The organism is uncultured Tateyamaria sp. (assembly GCF_947503465.1).
GTDB lineage: Bacteria > Pseudomonadota > Alphaproteobacteria > Rhodobacterales > Rhodobacteraceae > Tateyamaria.
In genome coordinates, this window is the sequence record NZ_CANNDN010000006.1 from 24828 (window position 1) to 41039 (window position 16212).

The 16212-nt window shown below is 64.0% G+C and carries 18 protein-coding genes and 1 pseudogene; 3 read left to right on the forward strand and 16 right to left on the reverse strand.

The window, feature by feature from the left end:
- Positions 1-32: 32 nt before the first annotated feature.
- Both Q0844_RS20275 and Q0844_RS20280 read right to left on the reverse strand, forming a co-directional pair.
- Positions 33-428 (reverse strand): cupin domain-containing protein, encoded by a 396-nt coding sequence (locus Q0844_RS20275; RefSeq protein WP_299048942.1) that lies wholly within the window; start codon positions 426-428, stop codon positions 33-35.
- Entirely contained in the window at positions 425-1897 is a 1473-nt protein-coding gene (locus Q0844_RS20280; protein WP_299049065.1) for an ABC transporter substrate-binding protein, read from the reverse strand. Before Q0844_RS20280 ends, Q0844_RS20275 begins: the two co-directional genes overlap by 4 nt.
- 193 nt (positions 1898-2090) lie before the next feature.
- Here Q0844_RS20280 and panB point away from each other — a divergent pair, with 193 nt between their 5' ends.
- Together panB and panC are read left to right on the forward strand one after the other, a co-directional pair.
- The gene (gene panB, locus Q0844_RS20285; protein WP_299048944.1) at positions 2091-2924 is read left to right on the forward strand and encodes a 3-methyl-2-oxobutanoate hydroxymethyltransferase; all 834 of its coding nucleotides are present in this window, start codon (positions 2091-2093) and stop codon (positions 2922-2924) included.
- Positions 2921-3772 (forward strand): pantoate--beta-alanine ligase, encoded by an 852-nt coding sequence (gene panC / locus Q0844_RS20290; protein ID WP_299048946.1) that lies wholly within the window; start codon positions 2921-2923, stop codon positions 3770-3772. The genes panB and panC overlap by 4 nt, the downstream gene beginning before the upstream one ends.
- Positions 3773-3788: 16 nt before the next feature.
- Here panC and Q0844_RS20295 read toward each other — a convergent pair whose 3' ends face one another.
- From Q0844_RS20295 to Q0844_RS20325, 7 genes are all read right to left on the reverse strand, one after another.
- On the reverse strand, positions 3789-4178 hold the full coding sequence (locus Q0844_RS20295; RefSeq protein WP_299049066.1) for a Fic family protein: 390 nt from the start codon (positions 4176-4178) through the stop codon (positions 3789-3791).
- A complete protein-coding gene (locus Q0844_RS20300; protein ID WP_299049071.1) occupies positions 4171-4344 on the reverse strand; it encodes a hypothetical protein in 174 nt (57 codons plus the stop codon). Before Q0844_RS20300 ends, Q0844_RS20295 begins: the two co-directional genes overlap by 8 nt.
- An 83-nt stretch (positions 4345-4427) precedes the next feature.
- Positions 4428-5696: an acetylornithine deacetylase/succinyl-diaminopimelate desuccinylase family protein gene (locus tag Q0844_RS20305; RefSeq protein ID WP_299048948.1), complete on the reverse strand. Its 1269-nt coding sequence runs from the start codon at positions 5694-5696 to the stop codon at positions 4428-4430.
- Positions 5697-5789: 93 nt separating this feature from the next.
- A complete protein-coding gene (locus Q0844_RS20310; protein WP_299048950.1) occupies positions 5790-6665 on the reverse strand; it encodes an MBL fold metallo-hydrolase in 876 nt (291 codons plus the stop codon).
- Positions 6662-7060 carry a rhodanese-like domain-containing protein gene (locus tag Q0844_RS20315; RefSeq protein WP_299048952.1) on the reverse strand — a complete coding sequence of 133 codons (399 nt, stop codon included), beginning with the start codon at positions 7058-7060 and terminating at the stop codon, positions 6662-6664. Before Q0844_RS20315 ends, Q0844_RS20310 begins: the two co-directional genes overlap by 4 nt.
- Positions 7061-7146: 86 nt before the next feature.
- Positions 7147-7536 (reverse strand): type II toxin-antitoxin system VapC family toxin, encoded by a 390-nt coding sequence (locus Q0844_RS20320; RefSeq protein ID WP_299048955.1) that lies wholly within the window; start codon positions 7534-7536, stop codon positions 7147-7149.
- Positions 7533-7778, reverse strand: a complete 246-nt coding sequence (locus Q0844_RS20325; RefSeq protein ID WP_299048956.1) for a type II toxin-antitoxin system prevent-host-death family antitoxin — start codon at positions 7776-7778, stop codon at positions 7533-7535. Before Q0844_RS20325 ends, Q0844_RS20320 begins: the two co-directional genes overlap by 4 nt.
- A gap of 139 nt (positions 7779-7917) precedes the next feature.
- Between Q0844_RS20325 and Q0844_RS20330 the strand changes: the two genes are divergently transcribed.
- Positions 7918-8613, forward strand: coding sequence for a fumarylacetoacetate hydrolase family protein (locus Q0844_RS20330; protein WP_299048959.1), 696 nt, complete (start codon positions 7918-7920; stop codon positions 8611-8613).
- Here Q0844_RS20330 and glpK read toward each other — a convergent pair.
- The 7 genes and pseudogenes from glpK to chlG all read right to left on the reverse strand — a co-directional run bounded on the left by glpK (position 8610) and on the right by chlG (position 16181).
- Positions 8610-10083, reverse strand: a pseudogene (gene glpK / locus Q0844_RS20335) (glycerol kinase GlpK). The gene Q0844_RS20330 and the pseudogene glpK sit on opposite strands and share 4 nt — an antisense overlap.
- On the reverse strand, positions 10080-11615 hold the full coding sequence (gene glpD, locus Q0844_RS20340) for a glycerol-3-phosphate dehydrogenase (RefSeq protein WP_299048962.1): 1536 nt from the start codon (positions 11613-11615) through the stop codon (positions 10080-10082). The pseudogene glpK and the gene glpD overlap by 4 nt, the downstream one beginning before the upstream one ends.
- A 68-nt stretch (positions 11616-11683) precedes the next feature.
- On the reverse strand, positions 11684-12310 hold the full coding sequence (locus Q0844_RS20345) for a LysE family translocator (RefSeq protein WP_299048965.1): 627 nt from the start codon (positions 12308-12310) through the stop codon (positions 11684-11686).
- Entirely contained in the window at positions 12307-12849 is a 543-nt protein-coding gene (gene idi, locus Q0844_RS20350; RefSeq protein WP_299048967.1) for an isopentenyl-diphosphate Delta-isomerase, read from the reverse strand. The genes Q0844_RS20345 and idi overlap by 4 nt, the downstream gene beginning before the upstream one ends.
- Positions 12846-14024, reverse strand: coding sequence for a geranylgeranyl diphosphate reductase (locus Q0844_RS20355; protein WP_299048970.1), 1179 nt, complete (start codon positions 14022-14024; stop codon positions 12846-12848). The genes idi and Q0844_RS20355 overlap by 4 nt, the downstream gene beginning before the upstream one ends.
- A gap of 4 nt (positions 14025-14028) precedes the next feature.
- On the reverse strand, positions 14029-15267 hold the full coding sequence (locus Q0844_RS20360) for a PucC family protein (protein WP_299048973.1): 1239 nt from the start codon (positions 15265-15267) through the stop codon (positions 14029-14031).
- Between the two features lie 14 nt (positions 15268-15281).
- The gene (gene chlG / locus Q0844_RS20365) at positions 15282-16181 is read right to left on the reverse strand and encodes a chlorophyll synthase ChlG (RefSeq protein ID WP_299048976.1); all 900 of its coding nucleotides are present in this window, start codon (positions 16179-16181) and stop codon (positions 15282-15284) included.
- Between the last annotated feature and the right edge of the window lie 31 nt (positions 16182-16212).

The following is a 16212-nucleotide window of genomic DNA, read 5'->3' on the forward strand; positions in this document are numbered from 1 at the left end:
AGGCGCAGCCGGGGGGCTGGCCCCCCTCTACCCTACCCTGTGTAGTCGGCGTCGCTGACCTGTTCGAGCCACGTGGCCGCCGCGCCATCCACCGCCTCTTGCATGGCGATGTGGGTCATGGCCGTGTCCGGTGCTGCGCCGTGCCAGTGTTCGACATCGGCCGGTATCCACACCGTATCGCCCGGCCGTATCTGTTGCGGCGCTTCGCCCCGCAAGCAGACCAGCCCGGCCCCTTGGGTCACATGCAGGGTCTGGCCCAGCGGGTGGGTGTGCCAGGCCGTGCGTGCGCCCGGTGCAAAATGCACGGCCAGCGCATGCAGCCGCGCGGGCGGTTCGGCAGAGATGATCGGGTCTTGCCAGACCTCACCGGTGAAGTAGTCGGGGTTGGCCCGCAGGCTCGGGCGGCTGCCCGCCATGTGAATGATCATTCCGCCCAACTTACCCCGGTCAGGTCGGTCGCCTGCGTCGGCGCGTTGGTCCACAGGCCCTGTACACCTGCCTTGGCCACCGACAGTTGCGCCAGCTGGAACAGGTACCCGTTGACCGCGTCGCCGGCGATGATTTCCTGCGCTTTTTCCATCAGGTTGGTCCGCGTATCCGGGTCTGTCGTGCTGTTCAGCGTTGCGATCAATTCCTGGAATGCCGGATTGTCGTATTGGAAGTAATAGTCCGGGTTGGCATAGATGCCGATGTCCATCGGTTCCGTGTGGCTGACGATGGTCAGGCCAAAGTCCTTGCCGCGGAACACGGTTTCCAGCCATTGGGCCCATTCGACATTGATGATCTCGGCCTTGATCCCGACCTCGGCCAGTTGCGCGGCGATGATCTCGCCCCCGCGGCGGGCATAGGAGGGCGGGGGCAGGTGCAGCGTGGTTTCGAACCCTGCTTCCATCCCTGCCTCGGCCAGAAGCGCGCGGGCCTTGGCCGGATCATGCGCCGACCCGCCGGTGAAATCGACATAGGCCGGGTTGTGGGGCGCGAAATGGGTGCCGATGGGCGTGCCATAGCCGAACATGGCCCCGTCGATGATCGCCTGTCGGTCAATGGCATGGGCCACGGCCTGGCGCACCCGCACATCGTCAAAGGGCGGCCGGGCATTGTTCGTGGACAGGATCGTCTCGCCTTCGGTGCTGCCCACAAGGACCTGGAAGCGGGGGTCCGCCTCGAATTGGGGCAGGTTTTCGGGGGCCGGGAAGCCGGTGAACACATCCACATCCTCGGCCATCATGGCGGCAAAGGCGGCTGTCGGGTCCGAGATGAACTTGAACGTGGCCTGCGTCAGCGCAGGCGCATCCCCCCAGTACCCGTCATATTGGCTGATCCGGATACTGTCGCCTTGCGTCCATTGATCGAATTTGAAGGGCCCTGTGCCGATGGGCTGTTGCTTGATGGTCTCGATGCTTTCGGGGGCCACGATCACGGCATCGCCCCAAGCGAGGTTGAAGAGCAGGTTGCCATTGGGGTCCGACAGCGTCATTCGAACGGTTTGCGCATCCACCACCTCGACCGCGCTGATCGCGGCATAAAGCGCCTTTTGCGCGTTGGCGCTGTCTTCGGCCAGGATGCGGTCAAAGGTGAATTTCACGTCTTCGGCGTCCATCGCGGTGCCGTCATGGAAGGTCACGCCATCGCGCAGGGTGAAGGTATAGGTCAGCCCGTCATCCGAGATTTCCCAGCTGGCCGCGAGGCCCGGCACAACCGACCCGTCGCCCATGAAGCGGGTCAGCCCCTCGAACACGTTGGAATACAGCACCGAATCGATGGCCCCGGCCGCGGCAGAGGTCGGATCGAGGTGCGGGGGTTCCAGCTGCATCGCGACAGTGATGTCGGTCTTGGCCCAGGCACCCGAGGCGGCAAGTGCGACGGCGGCGGTGGTCATCGTCAGTCGGTTGAACATGGCAATCTCCCCTTCGATACGGTTCTGGCCCAGCTTTCCCCCAAAGCCCGCGTCACGCAAGCCCCCCTGTGCCCCGTGTGGCGGACGGGGCATGACCCGTGCCCTGCCCCCGTGACGTTGCGACCCCGGGTGGTGACAGCGCCGCCCCCGGCCTGCTATGGGCGCGCAACGACACAGTGCGAAGGACATGGACATGAGCGCCACCGCCCGCAAATCCGCCCCGCTGCCCGATGATATCCGGGCCATGAAGGACGGCACGCCCATCGTCAGCCTGACCGCCTATACCACGCCAATGGCCCAGATGATGGATGCGCATTGCGATTTTGTGCTTGTGGGCGACAGCGTTGGCATGGTGCTGCACGGGTTGCCGTCGACCCTTGGCGTGACCATGGACATGATGGTGATGCACGGGCGGGCCGTCGCGCGGGGCCTGTCCTCTGCGATGATGGTGATCGACATGCCCTTCGGGTCCTACGAGGAAGGGCCCGAACACGCGTTCCGCAATGCCGCACGGCTGATGGCCGATACCGGCGCGGGGGCTGTCAAGCTGGAAGGCGGGATGGCCATGGCCGACACGATTGCGTTTCTTGTGGCCCGCGGCATTCCGGTCATGGCGCATGTCGGCCTGACCCCCCAATCGATCAACACGCTGGGCGGCTACAAGGTCCAGGGCCGGGGCGAGGCGGCGTCGAGCCTGATCGCGGATGCCAAGGCGGTGGCCGGGGCAGGGGCCTTTGCCGTTGTGCTGGAAAAAGTGCCGGAGAGCCTGGCCGATGACATCACCCAGTCCATCCGTATCCCCACGATCGGCATCGGTGCCTCTGCGGGGTGTGACGGGCAGATCCTGGTTGTGGATGACATGCTGGGCCTCTTTACCGCCTTCAAGGCGAAATTCGTGAAACGCTATGCCGAGCTGGGCGCGGAAGGTGCCGCCGCGATTGCCGCATATGCCGAGGATGTGCGCGCCCGCCGGTTCCCCGGCCCCGATCACGTGTTTGGCGATGCCGCCCCAGGGACCACGCCATGACCGCACCGATTGTGCGCCGTCTGTCCGAACTGCGCGAGATGACACGCGGCTGGCGACGGGCCGGTGAAACCATTGGTGTCGTCCCCACCATGGGTGCGTTGCATGACGGGCATCTGAGCCTTGTTGCCCGCGCCAAGGACATGAGTGACCGGGTGATCGTGACCATCTTTGTGAATCCCAAACAGTTCAACAACCCGCAAGACCTGGAGAATTATCCGCGCACCGAACACGAAGACGCACGCAAGCTGGCGCGGTTCGAGGTCGACGCGATTTACGTCCCCGATGGGCCGCAGATGTATCCGGATGGCTTTGCCACGAACATCAGCGTGGCAGGTCTCACGGATGTGCTGTGTGGCGCGCATCGGGCGGGACATTTCGATGGGGTTGCGACGGTGGTGACCAAGCTGTTCACACAGACATCCGCCGATCTGGCGTTCTTCGGCGAAAAGGATTTCCAGCAATTGCAGGTGGTGCGGCGGCTGGCGCGCGATCTGGATCTTGGGGTCGAGGTTGTGGGGTGCCCCACGATCCGCGAGATCGACGGGCTGGCCATGTCGTCGCGCAATCTGTTGCTGTCCGATCAGGCGCGGGCCCGGGCGGCGGCGTTGCACGCGGTGATGGAGGAGATGGCCGAAGCCCTGGGGCAGGGTGCGGACATGGGAGCGCTGGTGCCGGATGCCAAGGCGCGGCTGGCCGCAGCCGGGTTTGGCGATATTGATTATCTGGAAATGCGGACCAACGACACGCTGACCTTGATCAACCGCGCGACGCAGCCTGCCCGGTTGTTTGCCGCCGCCTACATGGCGGGTGTGCGGCTGATCGACAATATTGATGTGCCTTTGGAATAAACGGCGTCGCGTTCGATCAGGTGTCAAGTTTTGTCAGCCGCGCAAGAAACCACGCCTCAAGCACGTCCTGAGGCATATCGCCTGTCACAACATCGACAACCACATCGTCAATCCTGTCACCCTTTAGAACGGCGAGGTCGTAGCCACTGTTCAGGCACAGGACTTCGGTGGTCAGCCACGCGGTGCGCTTGTTCGCGTCATTGAACCCATGCGATGTAGCCAAGCCGTGCAGCAAAGCGGCCGCCTTTTTGTGGATGGGCAGATGATAGCCGTGATAGGGGCGCCCAATTGCGCCCAGAATACTGTCGAGATTGCAGATGCCCGGCAGTCCGCCAAACGCCTCAAGCGATTGTTCGTGCGCTTCAAGAACGTCACCGAGTTTGATGCGGTAATGCCGCCTACCGATTGGCCAGCCGCTGCAGGGCGTCCCTGTTTTTGCTGATGGAACTGCGCACGACCTTTGGTGTCTTCTTGTCCGAGGCGTGCTCGGACGTATCCCCACCGTCCTTGCGGATGGTGAACCTTCCGGTGGTTGCGCTGCGGGCAACGGTTGCGCTGTTTGTCTTGGCCATATCTTCGGTGTCCTTCCGGATCTGAAAATGCACATCCGGTGACAACATATCAAGGGGCCACAAACCGGCCCCTGCCGTTTGGATCAGGGCAAAAGCAGGGTTTCCAGCGCCTTGCCCATCACCTTGGCGCTGTCGAGCATGTCGGTGATCCCCACCCATTCGTCGGGCTTGTGTGCCAGTTCCAATTCGCCCGGACCATAGGCGATGCAATTGCGCAGCTTGCCGATGCGGTCGATGTGCTTTTGGTCGTAGGAGCCGGGGGAGGCGACATAGGTCGGTTCCACCCCCAGCACGCTTTGAATGGCGGCGTGCACGGTTTCGACCACGGGTGCGGATTTGTCGGTCATGGATGGCAGGACCACGTTCAACTCGCGCATCTCGTACTCAAAACGGTCGCGGGTCGCTTTGAGCCCTTCGAGCAGGTCAACCACTTCGCCGCGCACCTGGTCCACGTTTTCTTCGACCAGAAACCGCCGGTCGATCACGATGCGGCAGCTGTCGGGCACGCAATGGGCGGGCAGGCCGTCGTAGTCTTCGGCCTGTTCCGGCTGGCCGCCATGGATCGAATTGATGTTCATCGTCGATTGCCGCGCGCCTTCGGGCACCACGGGCATGTCGGTGCGGCGCTGCGCCATGGCCGGGTAAAGGTCGCTTTCGAACTTGTCGAGCACGGCCCCCATGTGCCGCACCGCGCAATCGCCGAGAAAGGGCATGGAGCCGTGGGCGATCTCGCCCTTTGTCTCGATCTCGGCCCACCAGCCGCCGCGATGGCCCAGGCAGATGCGATCCTTGTTCAGCGGTTCGGGGATGATGACGTGTTGCACGCGTGCGGGGTCAAAGAGCCCCTGTTCGGCCAGATAGGCGACACCGCCATAGCCGCCGGATTCCTCGTCTGCCGTGGCGCTGATCTCGACCGCGCCGGTGAAGCCGGGATGCTCTTCGATGAACGCCTCCGCCGCGATGATGGAGGCGGCAAGGCCCCCCTTCATGTCGCAGGCCCCGCGGCCATAGATCTTGTCGCCCTCGACCTCCGCGCCGAACGGGTCGCGGGTCCAGCCTTGCCCGACCTCGACGACGTCGTGGTGACTGTTGAAATGCACGCAGTCACCGGGGGTTTTTCCGTCGCGCCGGGCCATCACGTTCCAGCGCGGGTAGGTGTCGCTGTCGCCCGGCGTGCCGTGGGCGCGGATCATCTGCACGTCAAAGCCGTGTGCCCTGAGCCTGTCACCGACCAGCAAGCAGATGTCGTGGTAGTGCCGCCCCGGCGGGTTCAGCGTTGGAATGCGGATCAGGTCCCGGGTCAGCGCGATCAGCGCATCGCGGTGGCCATCGATACGGGTCGAGAGGGTCATGGGCGCAGTGTTGGCCCGTGCGCCCGGCTTGGCAAGGGGGCGCTTGGGATCACCGGGCCCTCCGGGGGGCATATTTGCCGGAACAATGAAGGGTCACAGCTTGCCCAAGGGCACCTTGAGCGCCATGTCGCCCGCATCGTCGCGGGGGATTTCGCCGGCCCGCATGTTCACTTGCAGGGCCGGGATGATCAGGCTGGGCATGGCAAGCTGCTTGTCCCGTTCGGTGCGAAACGTGATGAAATCCTCGCGCGTCTTGCCCTTGCCCACATGGATGTTGGCCGCGCGTTGTTCGGCCACCGTGGTTTCCCACGCAATGGCCCGCCCGCCCGGACCATAGTCGTGGCAGATGAACAGGCGCATGTCGTCGGGCAGGGACAGCACCCGCATGATGCTGTCATAGAGTGCGCCCGCGTCCCCACCGGGGAAATCGGCACGGGCCGAGCCACCGTCAGGCATGAACAGCGTGTCGCCCACAAAGGCCGCGTTGCCCATCACATGCACCATGCAGGCGGGCGTGTGGCCGGGTGTGTGCATGGCAAAGCAGGGCATCGCGCCGACATTGTACGTGTCGCCGTCCTGAAACAGCGCGTCGAATTGCGAGCCATCGCGTTGAAATTCGGTGCCTTCGTTGAAGACCTTGCCAAAGGTGTCCTGCACCTCTGTGATCTTGGCGCCGATCCCGATCTTGCCGCCCAGAGCCTCTTGGATATAGGGCGCGCCGGACAGGTGGTCGGCATGGACATGCGTTTCGATGATCCAGTCAAGCCGCAGGTCATTGGCGCGCATATGCGCGATCATCTTGTCGGCGCCGTCAAAGTTCAGGGCCCCGGCGGCATAGTCAATATCCATCACGGCGTCGATCACCGCACAGCCTGCACCGTCCGGTTCCTGCACCACATACGAGATGGTATTGGACCGGGCGTCAAAGAACGGGGTCACCGTCGGTTGGCACGTCATGTCGGGTGTCATGTCTTGTCCTCCTTCTCGACCGGGCCGCCTTGTGCTTCCCAGGTCGAGAACCCTTCGCGCAGGTGGGCCGCATCAAATCCCATGTCCTGCAATGTGGCGACCGTCAGGGCCGATCGCCAGCCCGAGGCGCAGTGAAACAGGTAGGTCTTGTCCGATTGCCCGAACACGTCCTTGAAATAGGGGCTTTCGGGATCGACCCAAAATTCGATCATGCCGCGTGGCGCGTGGACCGACCCGGGGATGAACCCGCTGCGCTGGCGTTCGCGCACATCACGGATGTCGACGATGACCACGTTCGGGTCATCCACCATCTTGATGGCTGCGGCTGTCTCAACCTCGGGAATGCGCGCGCGCGCCCTTGCGACCATCTGAGCGGCGGAGGTGTTCAAGGCCATGGGCGTCTCCCTTTTTGGTGAAGTCTGCCAGTGGGCTGCCAGTTCGGCAAGACCGCGATATTTCCGGTAATGTGAATTATGTTAAGTTACCAGATGACGCGCAGGTCCGGTAGCGGGTCAAATGCCCGATCGGCTGATATCAGGGTCAGCCCGGTCTCGACCGCCGTGGCCGCGATCAACCGGTCGAACGGATCGCGGTGGGTCCAGTCCCACAGGGCGGCGCGCAGGCAGATGTTGGGTGTCAGTGGCGCGGACACGCCGCCCTGATCCGACAGGATGTTCGGCAGGTCATCGACCAGTGCCCGCATGTCGGGCCACTTGCCGACACGCACCTTCTGCCCGATCTCGAAAAAGCTGATGGGGCTGACCAGAACGGTGTCCGCCTTTGTGATCGCGGCACGGGCGCGGTCGGACAACAGCCGATCATCGGCAAAGGACCAGACCCAGGCATGCGTGTCCAGCAGGACGGCCGTCACGGCCTGTCCGGGTCATCGCCGCCTTCCCAGATGTCCAGATCCGCCTCATCCATCGGGGTCAGGAAATCAGGCACCGCGCCCAATTGTCCGCGATGCGTGCCAAGCGCAAAGCCGGACTGGCGGATCGGCACAAGGCGCACGACCGGGCGCGTGCCCTTGGCAATCACCACGTCTTCGCCCGACAAGGCCGCGTCGATGAGCTTGCTGAGCTGTGTCTTGGCGGCATGTACACTGAATTGCATGGCCTTCTCCCGTCTGTTTAGCTAAGTTAGTCCACTATCGGCCACCCATCAAGGTTTACCTAAGGCACGCGCCGCAATTGGGCTGGACGCCGCCGGAAAACTGCGGTCGTCTGGCCGCATCAATTGCAGGACCCGCGCCATGACATTCGTGATCCCCCAACCGCCCCAAGCCACTGTCGCCGTTGCAGGCACGCCCGACCGGTTTCCGGTGCGCCGCATCTTTTGCGTCGGGCGCAACTATGCCGCCCATGCGCGGGAAATGGGCAAGGACCCGGATCGCGAGGCGCCGTTTTTCTTCACCAAACCCGGCGATGCGGTCGTCGACAGCCCATGTACGGTACCTTATCCCCCGCTGACGCAGGACCTGCATCACGAGATCGAGCTGGTGATTGCCATCGGTCGGGGCGGCGCAGACATCGCGCCGGATGCGGTGATGGATCATGTCTGGGGCGCGGGCGTGGGCATCGACCTGACCCGCCGTGATCTGCAGGCAGAGGCCAAGAAGATGGGCCGCCCCTGGGACTGGGCCAAGGCGTTCGACCTGTCCGCGCCCATGTCGCCGCTTGTGCCGCTGGCGGACGTGCCCAGTGTCGACCACGGGCGCATCTGGTTGGCCGTGAACGGCACGGTGCGGCAGGACGCGGACATCGCTGACCTGATCTGGCCCGTGCGCGATCACGTGGCATACCTGTCACAGGCCATGACGCTGGCGCCGGGTGACCTGATCATGACGGGCACCCCGGCCGGGGTCGGTGCGGTGGTACCGGGCGACGTGATGACCGGCGGCATTGACGGGATCGGAAAGATCGAGGTGACCGTCGGCCCGCGCGCCTAGACGGCCTGGGTCGCCGCGATGGCGCGCTGCCAGCGGGCATAGCCTGCATCGCGATCCGTTTCGGACATCTGCGGATCAAACCGGGCCTCGCGGGCCCACGTGGCGGCAAAGCCGTCCATGTCCGGGTAAAGGCCCGCGCGCATACCGGCCAGCCACGCGGCACCAAGGGCCGTCGTCTCGACCCCGGCAGGCCGGTCGACGGGCGCGCCCAGCATGTCCGACAGGAATTGCATGGCCCAGTCATTCGCGCTCAGGCCGCCGTCGACGCGCAGCACGGCATCGCCCGCATCCGGCCAATCGGCGCGCATCGCTTCCCACAGGTCGCGGGTCTGGAAGCCGATGCTTTCCAGCGCGGCGCGGGCCATGTCGGCGGGCCCCGTATCGCGGGTCAGGCCAAAGGTGGGCCCCCCGACAGTCCGGGTTCCAGTACGGCGCGCCCAGACCGGTGAAGGCAGGCACCAACGTGACATTGCCACTGCCCTGTTCGGCCAGCGCCTGCGTTTCGGCCGCCGTCGCAATGATACCCAGGCCGTCGCGCAGCCATTGCACCACCGCCCCGGCAATAAAGATGGACCCCTCCAGCGCATAGGTCGGCTTGCCGTCCAGCTGATAGGCGATGGTTGTCAGCAAGCGGTTGTTCGACGCCACCGGCGCGTCACCCGTGTTGAGCAGCGCAAAGCAGCCCGTGCCATAGGTCGATTTCAACATGCCCGGCTGGAAACAGGCCTGACCGATCGTGGCGGCCTGCTGGTCACCCGCGACGCCGTAGATCGGCGTCTTGTCCCCCAGTACGTCCGTGACGCCAAAGTCCGACGCGCAATCCTGCACTGCGGGCAACATCTCCATCGGGATGTCGAGCATGGCGCACATCTCGGGGCTCCACGATCCCTTGTGGATGTCATACAGCATGGTGCGCGCGGCGTTCGTGGCATCGGTCACATGCGCCTTGCGGTCGGTCATGTGCCAGATCAGGAAACTGTCCACCGTGCCGAACAGCAGCTTGCCGGCCCGTGCCCGGTCGCGCGCCCCATCGTGCTGGTCCAGGATCCACTTTACCTTGGTCGCCGAAAAATAGGGATCAAGCAGAAGACCGGTGATGGCGGTGACCTGGTCGCCGTGCCCCTCGGCCCGCAACCCTTCGCACATCTGCGCGGTGCGCCGGTCTTGCCAGACAATGGCGTTGTGCAGCGGTGCGCCGGTTTCGGCGTCCCAGATCACGGTGGTTTCGCGCTGGTTGGTGATGCCGATGGCCGCGATGTCAGACCCTTTCAGGCCGGTCTGCTCCATCACGTCCTTGCAGGTGGATTTCACCGTATCCAGCAGGTCCTGCGGGTCGTGCTCCACCCACCCGCTGTTGGGAAAATGCTGTGTGAACTCTTGTTGCGCGGACGCGACGGGTTTCATGTCCCCATCAAAAATGATCGCACGCGAGGATGTGGTGCCCTGGTCGATGGCAAGAATATGGGTCATGCGGCGTTGTCCTTCATCCAAGTCTCGACGGCGGCGCGTTCATCTTCTGTCAGGCGCAGACCCAGCTTGGTCCGCCGCCACAGCGCATCCTCCGCGCGGGCCGCGTATTCGCGCGTCATCATCCATTTCAGTTCCGCGCCCGTCAATGTCGCCCCGAACGCCGGACCAAGATCATCCGGTGTCTGTGCGTCCCCCAGGACATCCCACGCTTCGGTGCCGTATGCCCGGATCAGGCGCCCCGCCCATTTCGGGTCGAGAAACGGGTAATCTGCCTGCAACTTCGCCGTCAGCGACCCAACCTCGGCCACCTTGAAATCCCCGCCGGGCAGGGGCACGCCTGCGGTCCATTTTTCACCCAATCCCATCTTGGCCAGCGCCTGCTCGGCCAGCTTGCGATAGGTGGTGATCTTGCCGCCAAACACGCTCAGCACCGGCGGGCCATTGTCATCCAGTGCCAGCACATAATCGCGTGTCGCGGCCGTCGCCGAAGAGGCACCGTCGTCATAGAGCGGGCGCACCCCGGAATAGGTCCAGACGACATCCGCTGCCGTGATCGGCTTTTCGAAATACTCCGAGGCAAAGGCACAGAGGTAATCGCGTTCTTCGTCCGTGATCGCGGGCCTGGTGTCCGCATCCGTATGTTCCGCGTCCGTTGTTCCGATCAGGGTAAAGTCCTGCTCGTACGGAATGGCAAAGATGATGCGCCCATCGGTGCCCTGGAAGAAGTAGCATTTGTCATGATCATATAGCCGCTTTGTCACGATATGCGACCCGCGCACCAGCCGTATGTTGTGCTGCGTATTCTGGCGCATGACACCGGTCAGGATGTCCGCCACCCAAGGACCACCCGCGTTGACCAGCGCCTTGGCGCGGTACGTGCCCTTTTCCGTTTCGATCCGCCACACATCACCGTCGCGCGTCGCCTCTTTCACCGCGCAGCGCGTCAGGATCGTGGCCCCGCGCGCTTCGGCATCGCGCGCGTTCAGCATGACCAGCCGGGAATCCTCGACCCAGCAGTCACTGTATTCATAGGCCATCTTGAACCGGTCCTTGAGCGGCGCGCCCTCGGGCGCGGTTGTCAGGTCCAGCGTCTTGGTGCCTGGCAAAATCTCGCGTCCGCCCAGATTGTCATAAAGAAACAGACCAAGGCGCACGAGCCATGCCGGCCGCCGCCCCTTTTCCACCCACGGCATCACCTTGCGCAAAAGGCGCGACGTGGGCGTATCACTGTCAAACCGCATGTCGGGCGCATAGGGCAGGACAAAACGCATGGGCCAGCTGATATGCGGCATGGCCTTCAGCAGCACCTCGCGTTCCTTGAGCGCGGATTTGACCAGCCCGAATTCAAAGAACTCCAGATAGCGCAACCCGCCATGAAACAGCTTGGTCGACGCGCTTGACGTGGCCCCGCCCAGATCGCCAGCCTCGGCCAGTGCCACGCTCAGACCCCGACCCGTTGCATCCCGGGCAATACCGGCCCCGTTGATGCCGCCGCCAATCACAAACAGATCATAGATTTTGTCGTCCGCCACGCCCGCGTCCTCCGCATGGAATACCCGGACGTCTTAAGACCATAGTAGGTTGGCTTCAATCGTTAGCGTTAACGCTGCGGCGTGATGTCCTTGAGGCCCAAGAGCGCGGCGGCCCCGATCATCAGGCCCCCGCACAGCCGGTTGATCACGGCCAGCGATGCGTTCAACCGGGCCGCCACCCGGTCCCCCGCCCAGCCCCACAGCAAAAGCGTGGCACCATCCACACACAGATAGGTGGCCCCAAGGATCAACAGCTGTGGCAGCACCGGGGCGTCAAGCGCGATGAACTGCGGAAAGAGCGCGGCAAAGAAGACAACCGCAAACGGGTTGGTCATCGACGTGACAAATCCCAACCGGAACAGGCGCGCGGGATGGGCGGCGGCGTCCGTCCGCGCCTGCGTGGGCGCGCCCCTGGACAGCATCATGCGCACCCCGATCCAGACCAGATAGGCAACCCCCAGCCATTTGATCAGACCAAAAGCCGTGGCCGAGGTTGCGATCACCGCAGCCAGGCCGAACGCTGCAGCCGTCATTTGCAGGACATTCGCACTCAGATCACCGGCGATGACCCAACGGCTGCGGCGCAGCCCATGCTTCATGGAATTTGCGATGATCAACAGCTGGCTGGTATCCGGGGGCGTGGCAAAAAAGACAGCAACCGCCGCAAGGTACACAAGATAGATGTCGGTCGTCACACCCGCGCCGCTTGGACCAGATCGGCGCCGAAAATCACGTCAGAATGTTCCGACAGGTAAATGCGCAGCCACGGGGTAAAGCGGTCCGGGTGGCGCCGCACGGTGGCCATCAGGTCGTGATAGTCGACCCATTCATGGGCCATCACCTCGTCCGGGTTGGGGACGACTGTCAGATCACCGCGCACCCGGCCCAGATAGACCTCAACCACCTCGTGTTCGATCAATCCGCCCCCCACTTCGGCGCGGTATTCCAGGTGATGCCGGTGATCCAGCGGCACGCCGGTAATCCCCAATTCCTCGTTCAGGCGCCGGGCGGCGCAGACAGACGGCGCTTCGTCCCATTCGGGGTGCGTGCAACAGGTGTTCGCCCACAGACCCGGCGTGTGGTACTTGCCCATCGCGCGTTGCTGCAACAGCACCTCGGTGCCGCGAATGACAAACACCGACACCGCCTTGTGCTTCAGCCCGCGCTGATGCGCTTCGAGTTTTTCAACCGGGGTCAACACACCGTCGACCCAGGCCGGGATCATGATCGTCATACGTGGTTCGCCTTCACCAATCCGGTCAGGTGGGCCATGTTCTTGATGCCGATCTTCAGGTGGGCCATGGGGCGCGCCTTGACCAGCTTCTTGTTCATATACGCCTCGAAGGTCAGACGCTGCACATCAATGTCGTGACAAAGTGACACAAAGCGTTCGCGCCGGTCGTCGTTGCGGTAATACGCGTTCTGCATCGACGCCAGGACCCGAAAGACCGTCTTGTGCTCGCGCATGAACAGCTTGCGGGCCAGTTTCAGGTCCTTCACCCGGCCCGAGGCCAGGGTGGCGGCACAGGCCGTCGCAGCCACGCGGCCCCCGACCATCGCGTAATAAATGCCCTCGCCCGACGATGGGGCCACAACCCCCGCCGCGTCGCCTGCCAGCACGACGTCCTTGCCATTGTCCCAGCGGTCCATGGGTTTCAGCGGAATGGGCGCGCCTTCCTTGCGCAGCGTCTCGCAATGTTCGAGGCCCGAGGCCACACGCAACGCCGCCGTCGCTTCCTTGAGGTTCACCGACGCCTGTTCGGACCCCATGCCGACGCTTGTGGTGCTGCCATGCGGAAACACCCAGCCGTAGAAATCGGGCGAAATCGCCCCGTCATAGATCACGTCGCAACGCTGCGGATCATATACGTCCGTCGCAGGCGGGGCCTTGATGATCTCGTGATAGGCAAAGACCAGTGGCACCTTGTCCGCCCCTTCGACCTCGGCCTGGCCCACGCGGGACTTGGCCCCATCGGCCCCGATCACCAGCTTGCAGGGCAGTTCCATGTTTTCCTGGGTCGTCTTGTCGCGATAGATCACAACCGGATGGCCATCGGGCCGGTCGATACGCACGAAGGTGCCGGTAAAATACGCCGCACCGGCATCTGCGGCGCGCTGGCGCAGGAACGGATCGAAATCCTTGCGGTCGACCATGCCGACATACCCGTTCTCGATCGGGATATCGACGCGGCGGCCCGTGGGGGAAATCATGCGGGCGGTTGTGACCTTGGTCAGCAACTGCTCTTCCCCGATATGGAAATCCTGCATCAGGCGCGGCGGGATGGCCCCGCCGCAGGGCTTGATCCGCCCCTCGCGGTCCAGAAGGGCGACGGAGTGCCCCGAGCGGACCAGATCCTCGGCAGCGGTGGCACCGGACGGTCCCCCGCCCACAACTACGACATCATACATCAGATCATTCCCCCGGAACCAAGGTTGCATCATTGGTGTCGGCCGCCTGCATCACGCGGGCGGCGACGATGGCCGCGCACAGGAACAGCGCCGCCTCAAAGGTGAAAACAGTGCCGTAAGCCGCGGCATCCGGCAGGATCAGACGGGTCAGGTCCAACATCCCCGTTGCGACCAGACCGGCCAGACCGGCGGCGATGGCTTGGGCAGCCCCAAAGACACCCATCCGTGTGCCGGTGCTGCGCGCATGGGCAGCGGCCAATTGCATCATCGACCCAACCGCACCCACGACAAACAGACCGTTGCCAAGGCCCAGCACCACGGTTGACGGCACCAGCGGCATCATCAGGCCCAGACCCAGCAGCCCAAGCGCCGACAGCACACAGCCCGTCACCGCCCAGAACCGCAGCGACCCGATGCGCAGATGCGACAGCACCCCGGCGCCAATCATCCCCAACAGGGCGGCACCATCCTTGCCGCCCGACAGCTTGGTGCTGTCCTCGGGACCAAGGCCATGCACATGCCCGGCAAAGGGTTCAAAGATCAATTCGGACAGATAGAAGGCCAATATCGACAGGAACACGAAGCCGGTGAACCGCCGCGCAATCGGGTCCGCCCACGTCCGTTTAAGCGCGGCACCCAGCGGCGTGTCGTCCGGCACATGCTCGAACTCCGCATGGCTTTCGACGCCAGCCGTCGCAATGACGCACATAAGGAACGCGATGGCACAGACTGCGGCCACAACCCACACCAATCGGTCGGGGCTGTAAGGCTCCAACGCGATCCCTGTCCCGACAGAGGCAAGGATCGCGCCCGCAATCAACAGCAACCACGCCAGCGTGGCCCCTGCCCCTTTGCGCGGTCCGGTCACGCAGGCCAGCAGCGCAAGGAATGACGTGCCCGCCGCCCCGATGCCCAGGCCAATGGCCGCATAGGACAGAACCCAAACACTCAGCGCCAGCGTCACCGACGTCTCGGCCAGCAGAATACCCCACGCCGCCCCCAGCACACCCAAAGCAACCACCGCAATCCCACCAAGGATAAAGGGCGTCCGCCCGCCCTTTACATCCGACCGATGCCCCCAAACGGGCCGGGTCAGTTGCACACCGTAATGCAGCGCCACCAGCAACCCGGGCAGCAGCGCGGGCAGCGCCAGTTCGACCGTCATCAACCGGTTGAACAGGTTCACAGGCAGCGCGGCCAAACCACCGATGGCGGCGTTGACCAGGCACAAGCGTGCCAGCATGCCCCAGCCCGCAATCATGTCAGCCCCCGCAGCGCAAAGGCGGCAATCATCATGCCAGAGACATACAGCAGCACACCCGTGCCATTGTACCACGGGGCCTTGGCCTTGGGATCGCGGAACATGATCCGCATGGCCCAGAACTGCACCAGCAGCACCAGGGCGACACCGGCGGCATGGGCCGGACGGTCCCACAGGGCCAGCAACGCAATCACCACAGCCTGCGGCACCGCCATCACGGCACAGGCGACTTGCGCGGCGCGGCGCGGGCCAAGGGTGACAGGCAGTGAATTCACACCCATCTGACGGTCGCCCTCAAGCGCCTTGAAATCGTTCAACGTCATGATGCCATGCGCGCCCAGACCGTACAGCAGCGCGACGATCAGCACCTCGGCGCGCGGCGCACCCGCACTCAGCACGGCGGCCCCGGTGATCCATGGCAATGTCTCGTAACTCAGCCCAACCAGCCCCGGACCCCACCAGCCCGACCGCTTCAGGCGGACAGGTTCAGCGGAATAGGCCCACGCCGCCAGCACGCCCGCAATGGTCGCGGCAAAGCCCCATGGACCCAACTGCCAGCCAACAAACAGGGACAAGGCGGACATGGCCAGCGCAATCCACAGCCCCCACCGGCCCGGAATGCGCCCCGATGGAATCGGACGGTCCGGTTCATTGATGGCATCCACATGACGGTCGCACCAATCATTGGCGGCCTGAGACATCCCACACACGATGGGCCCCGCCAGCAACACACCCAGCAACACCAGGTACCACTGACCCACGGGCGATGCCCCGGACGAGATCACGCCACACAGATAGGCCCACATCGGCGGGAACCACGTGATCGGCTTGATCAGACGCAGGGCCGCCGCAGGCTCGGGAAATCGGCGCGTAGGTAAGGAAGGGCTGACATCCATGTGTCAACTATGACTGACACTTTGAGTCGGC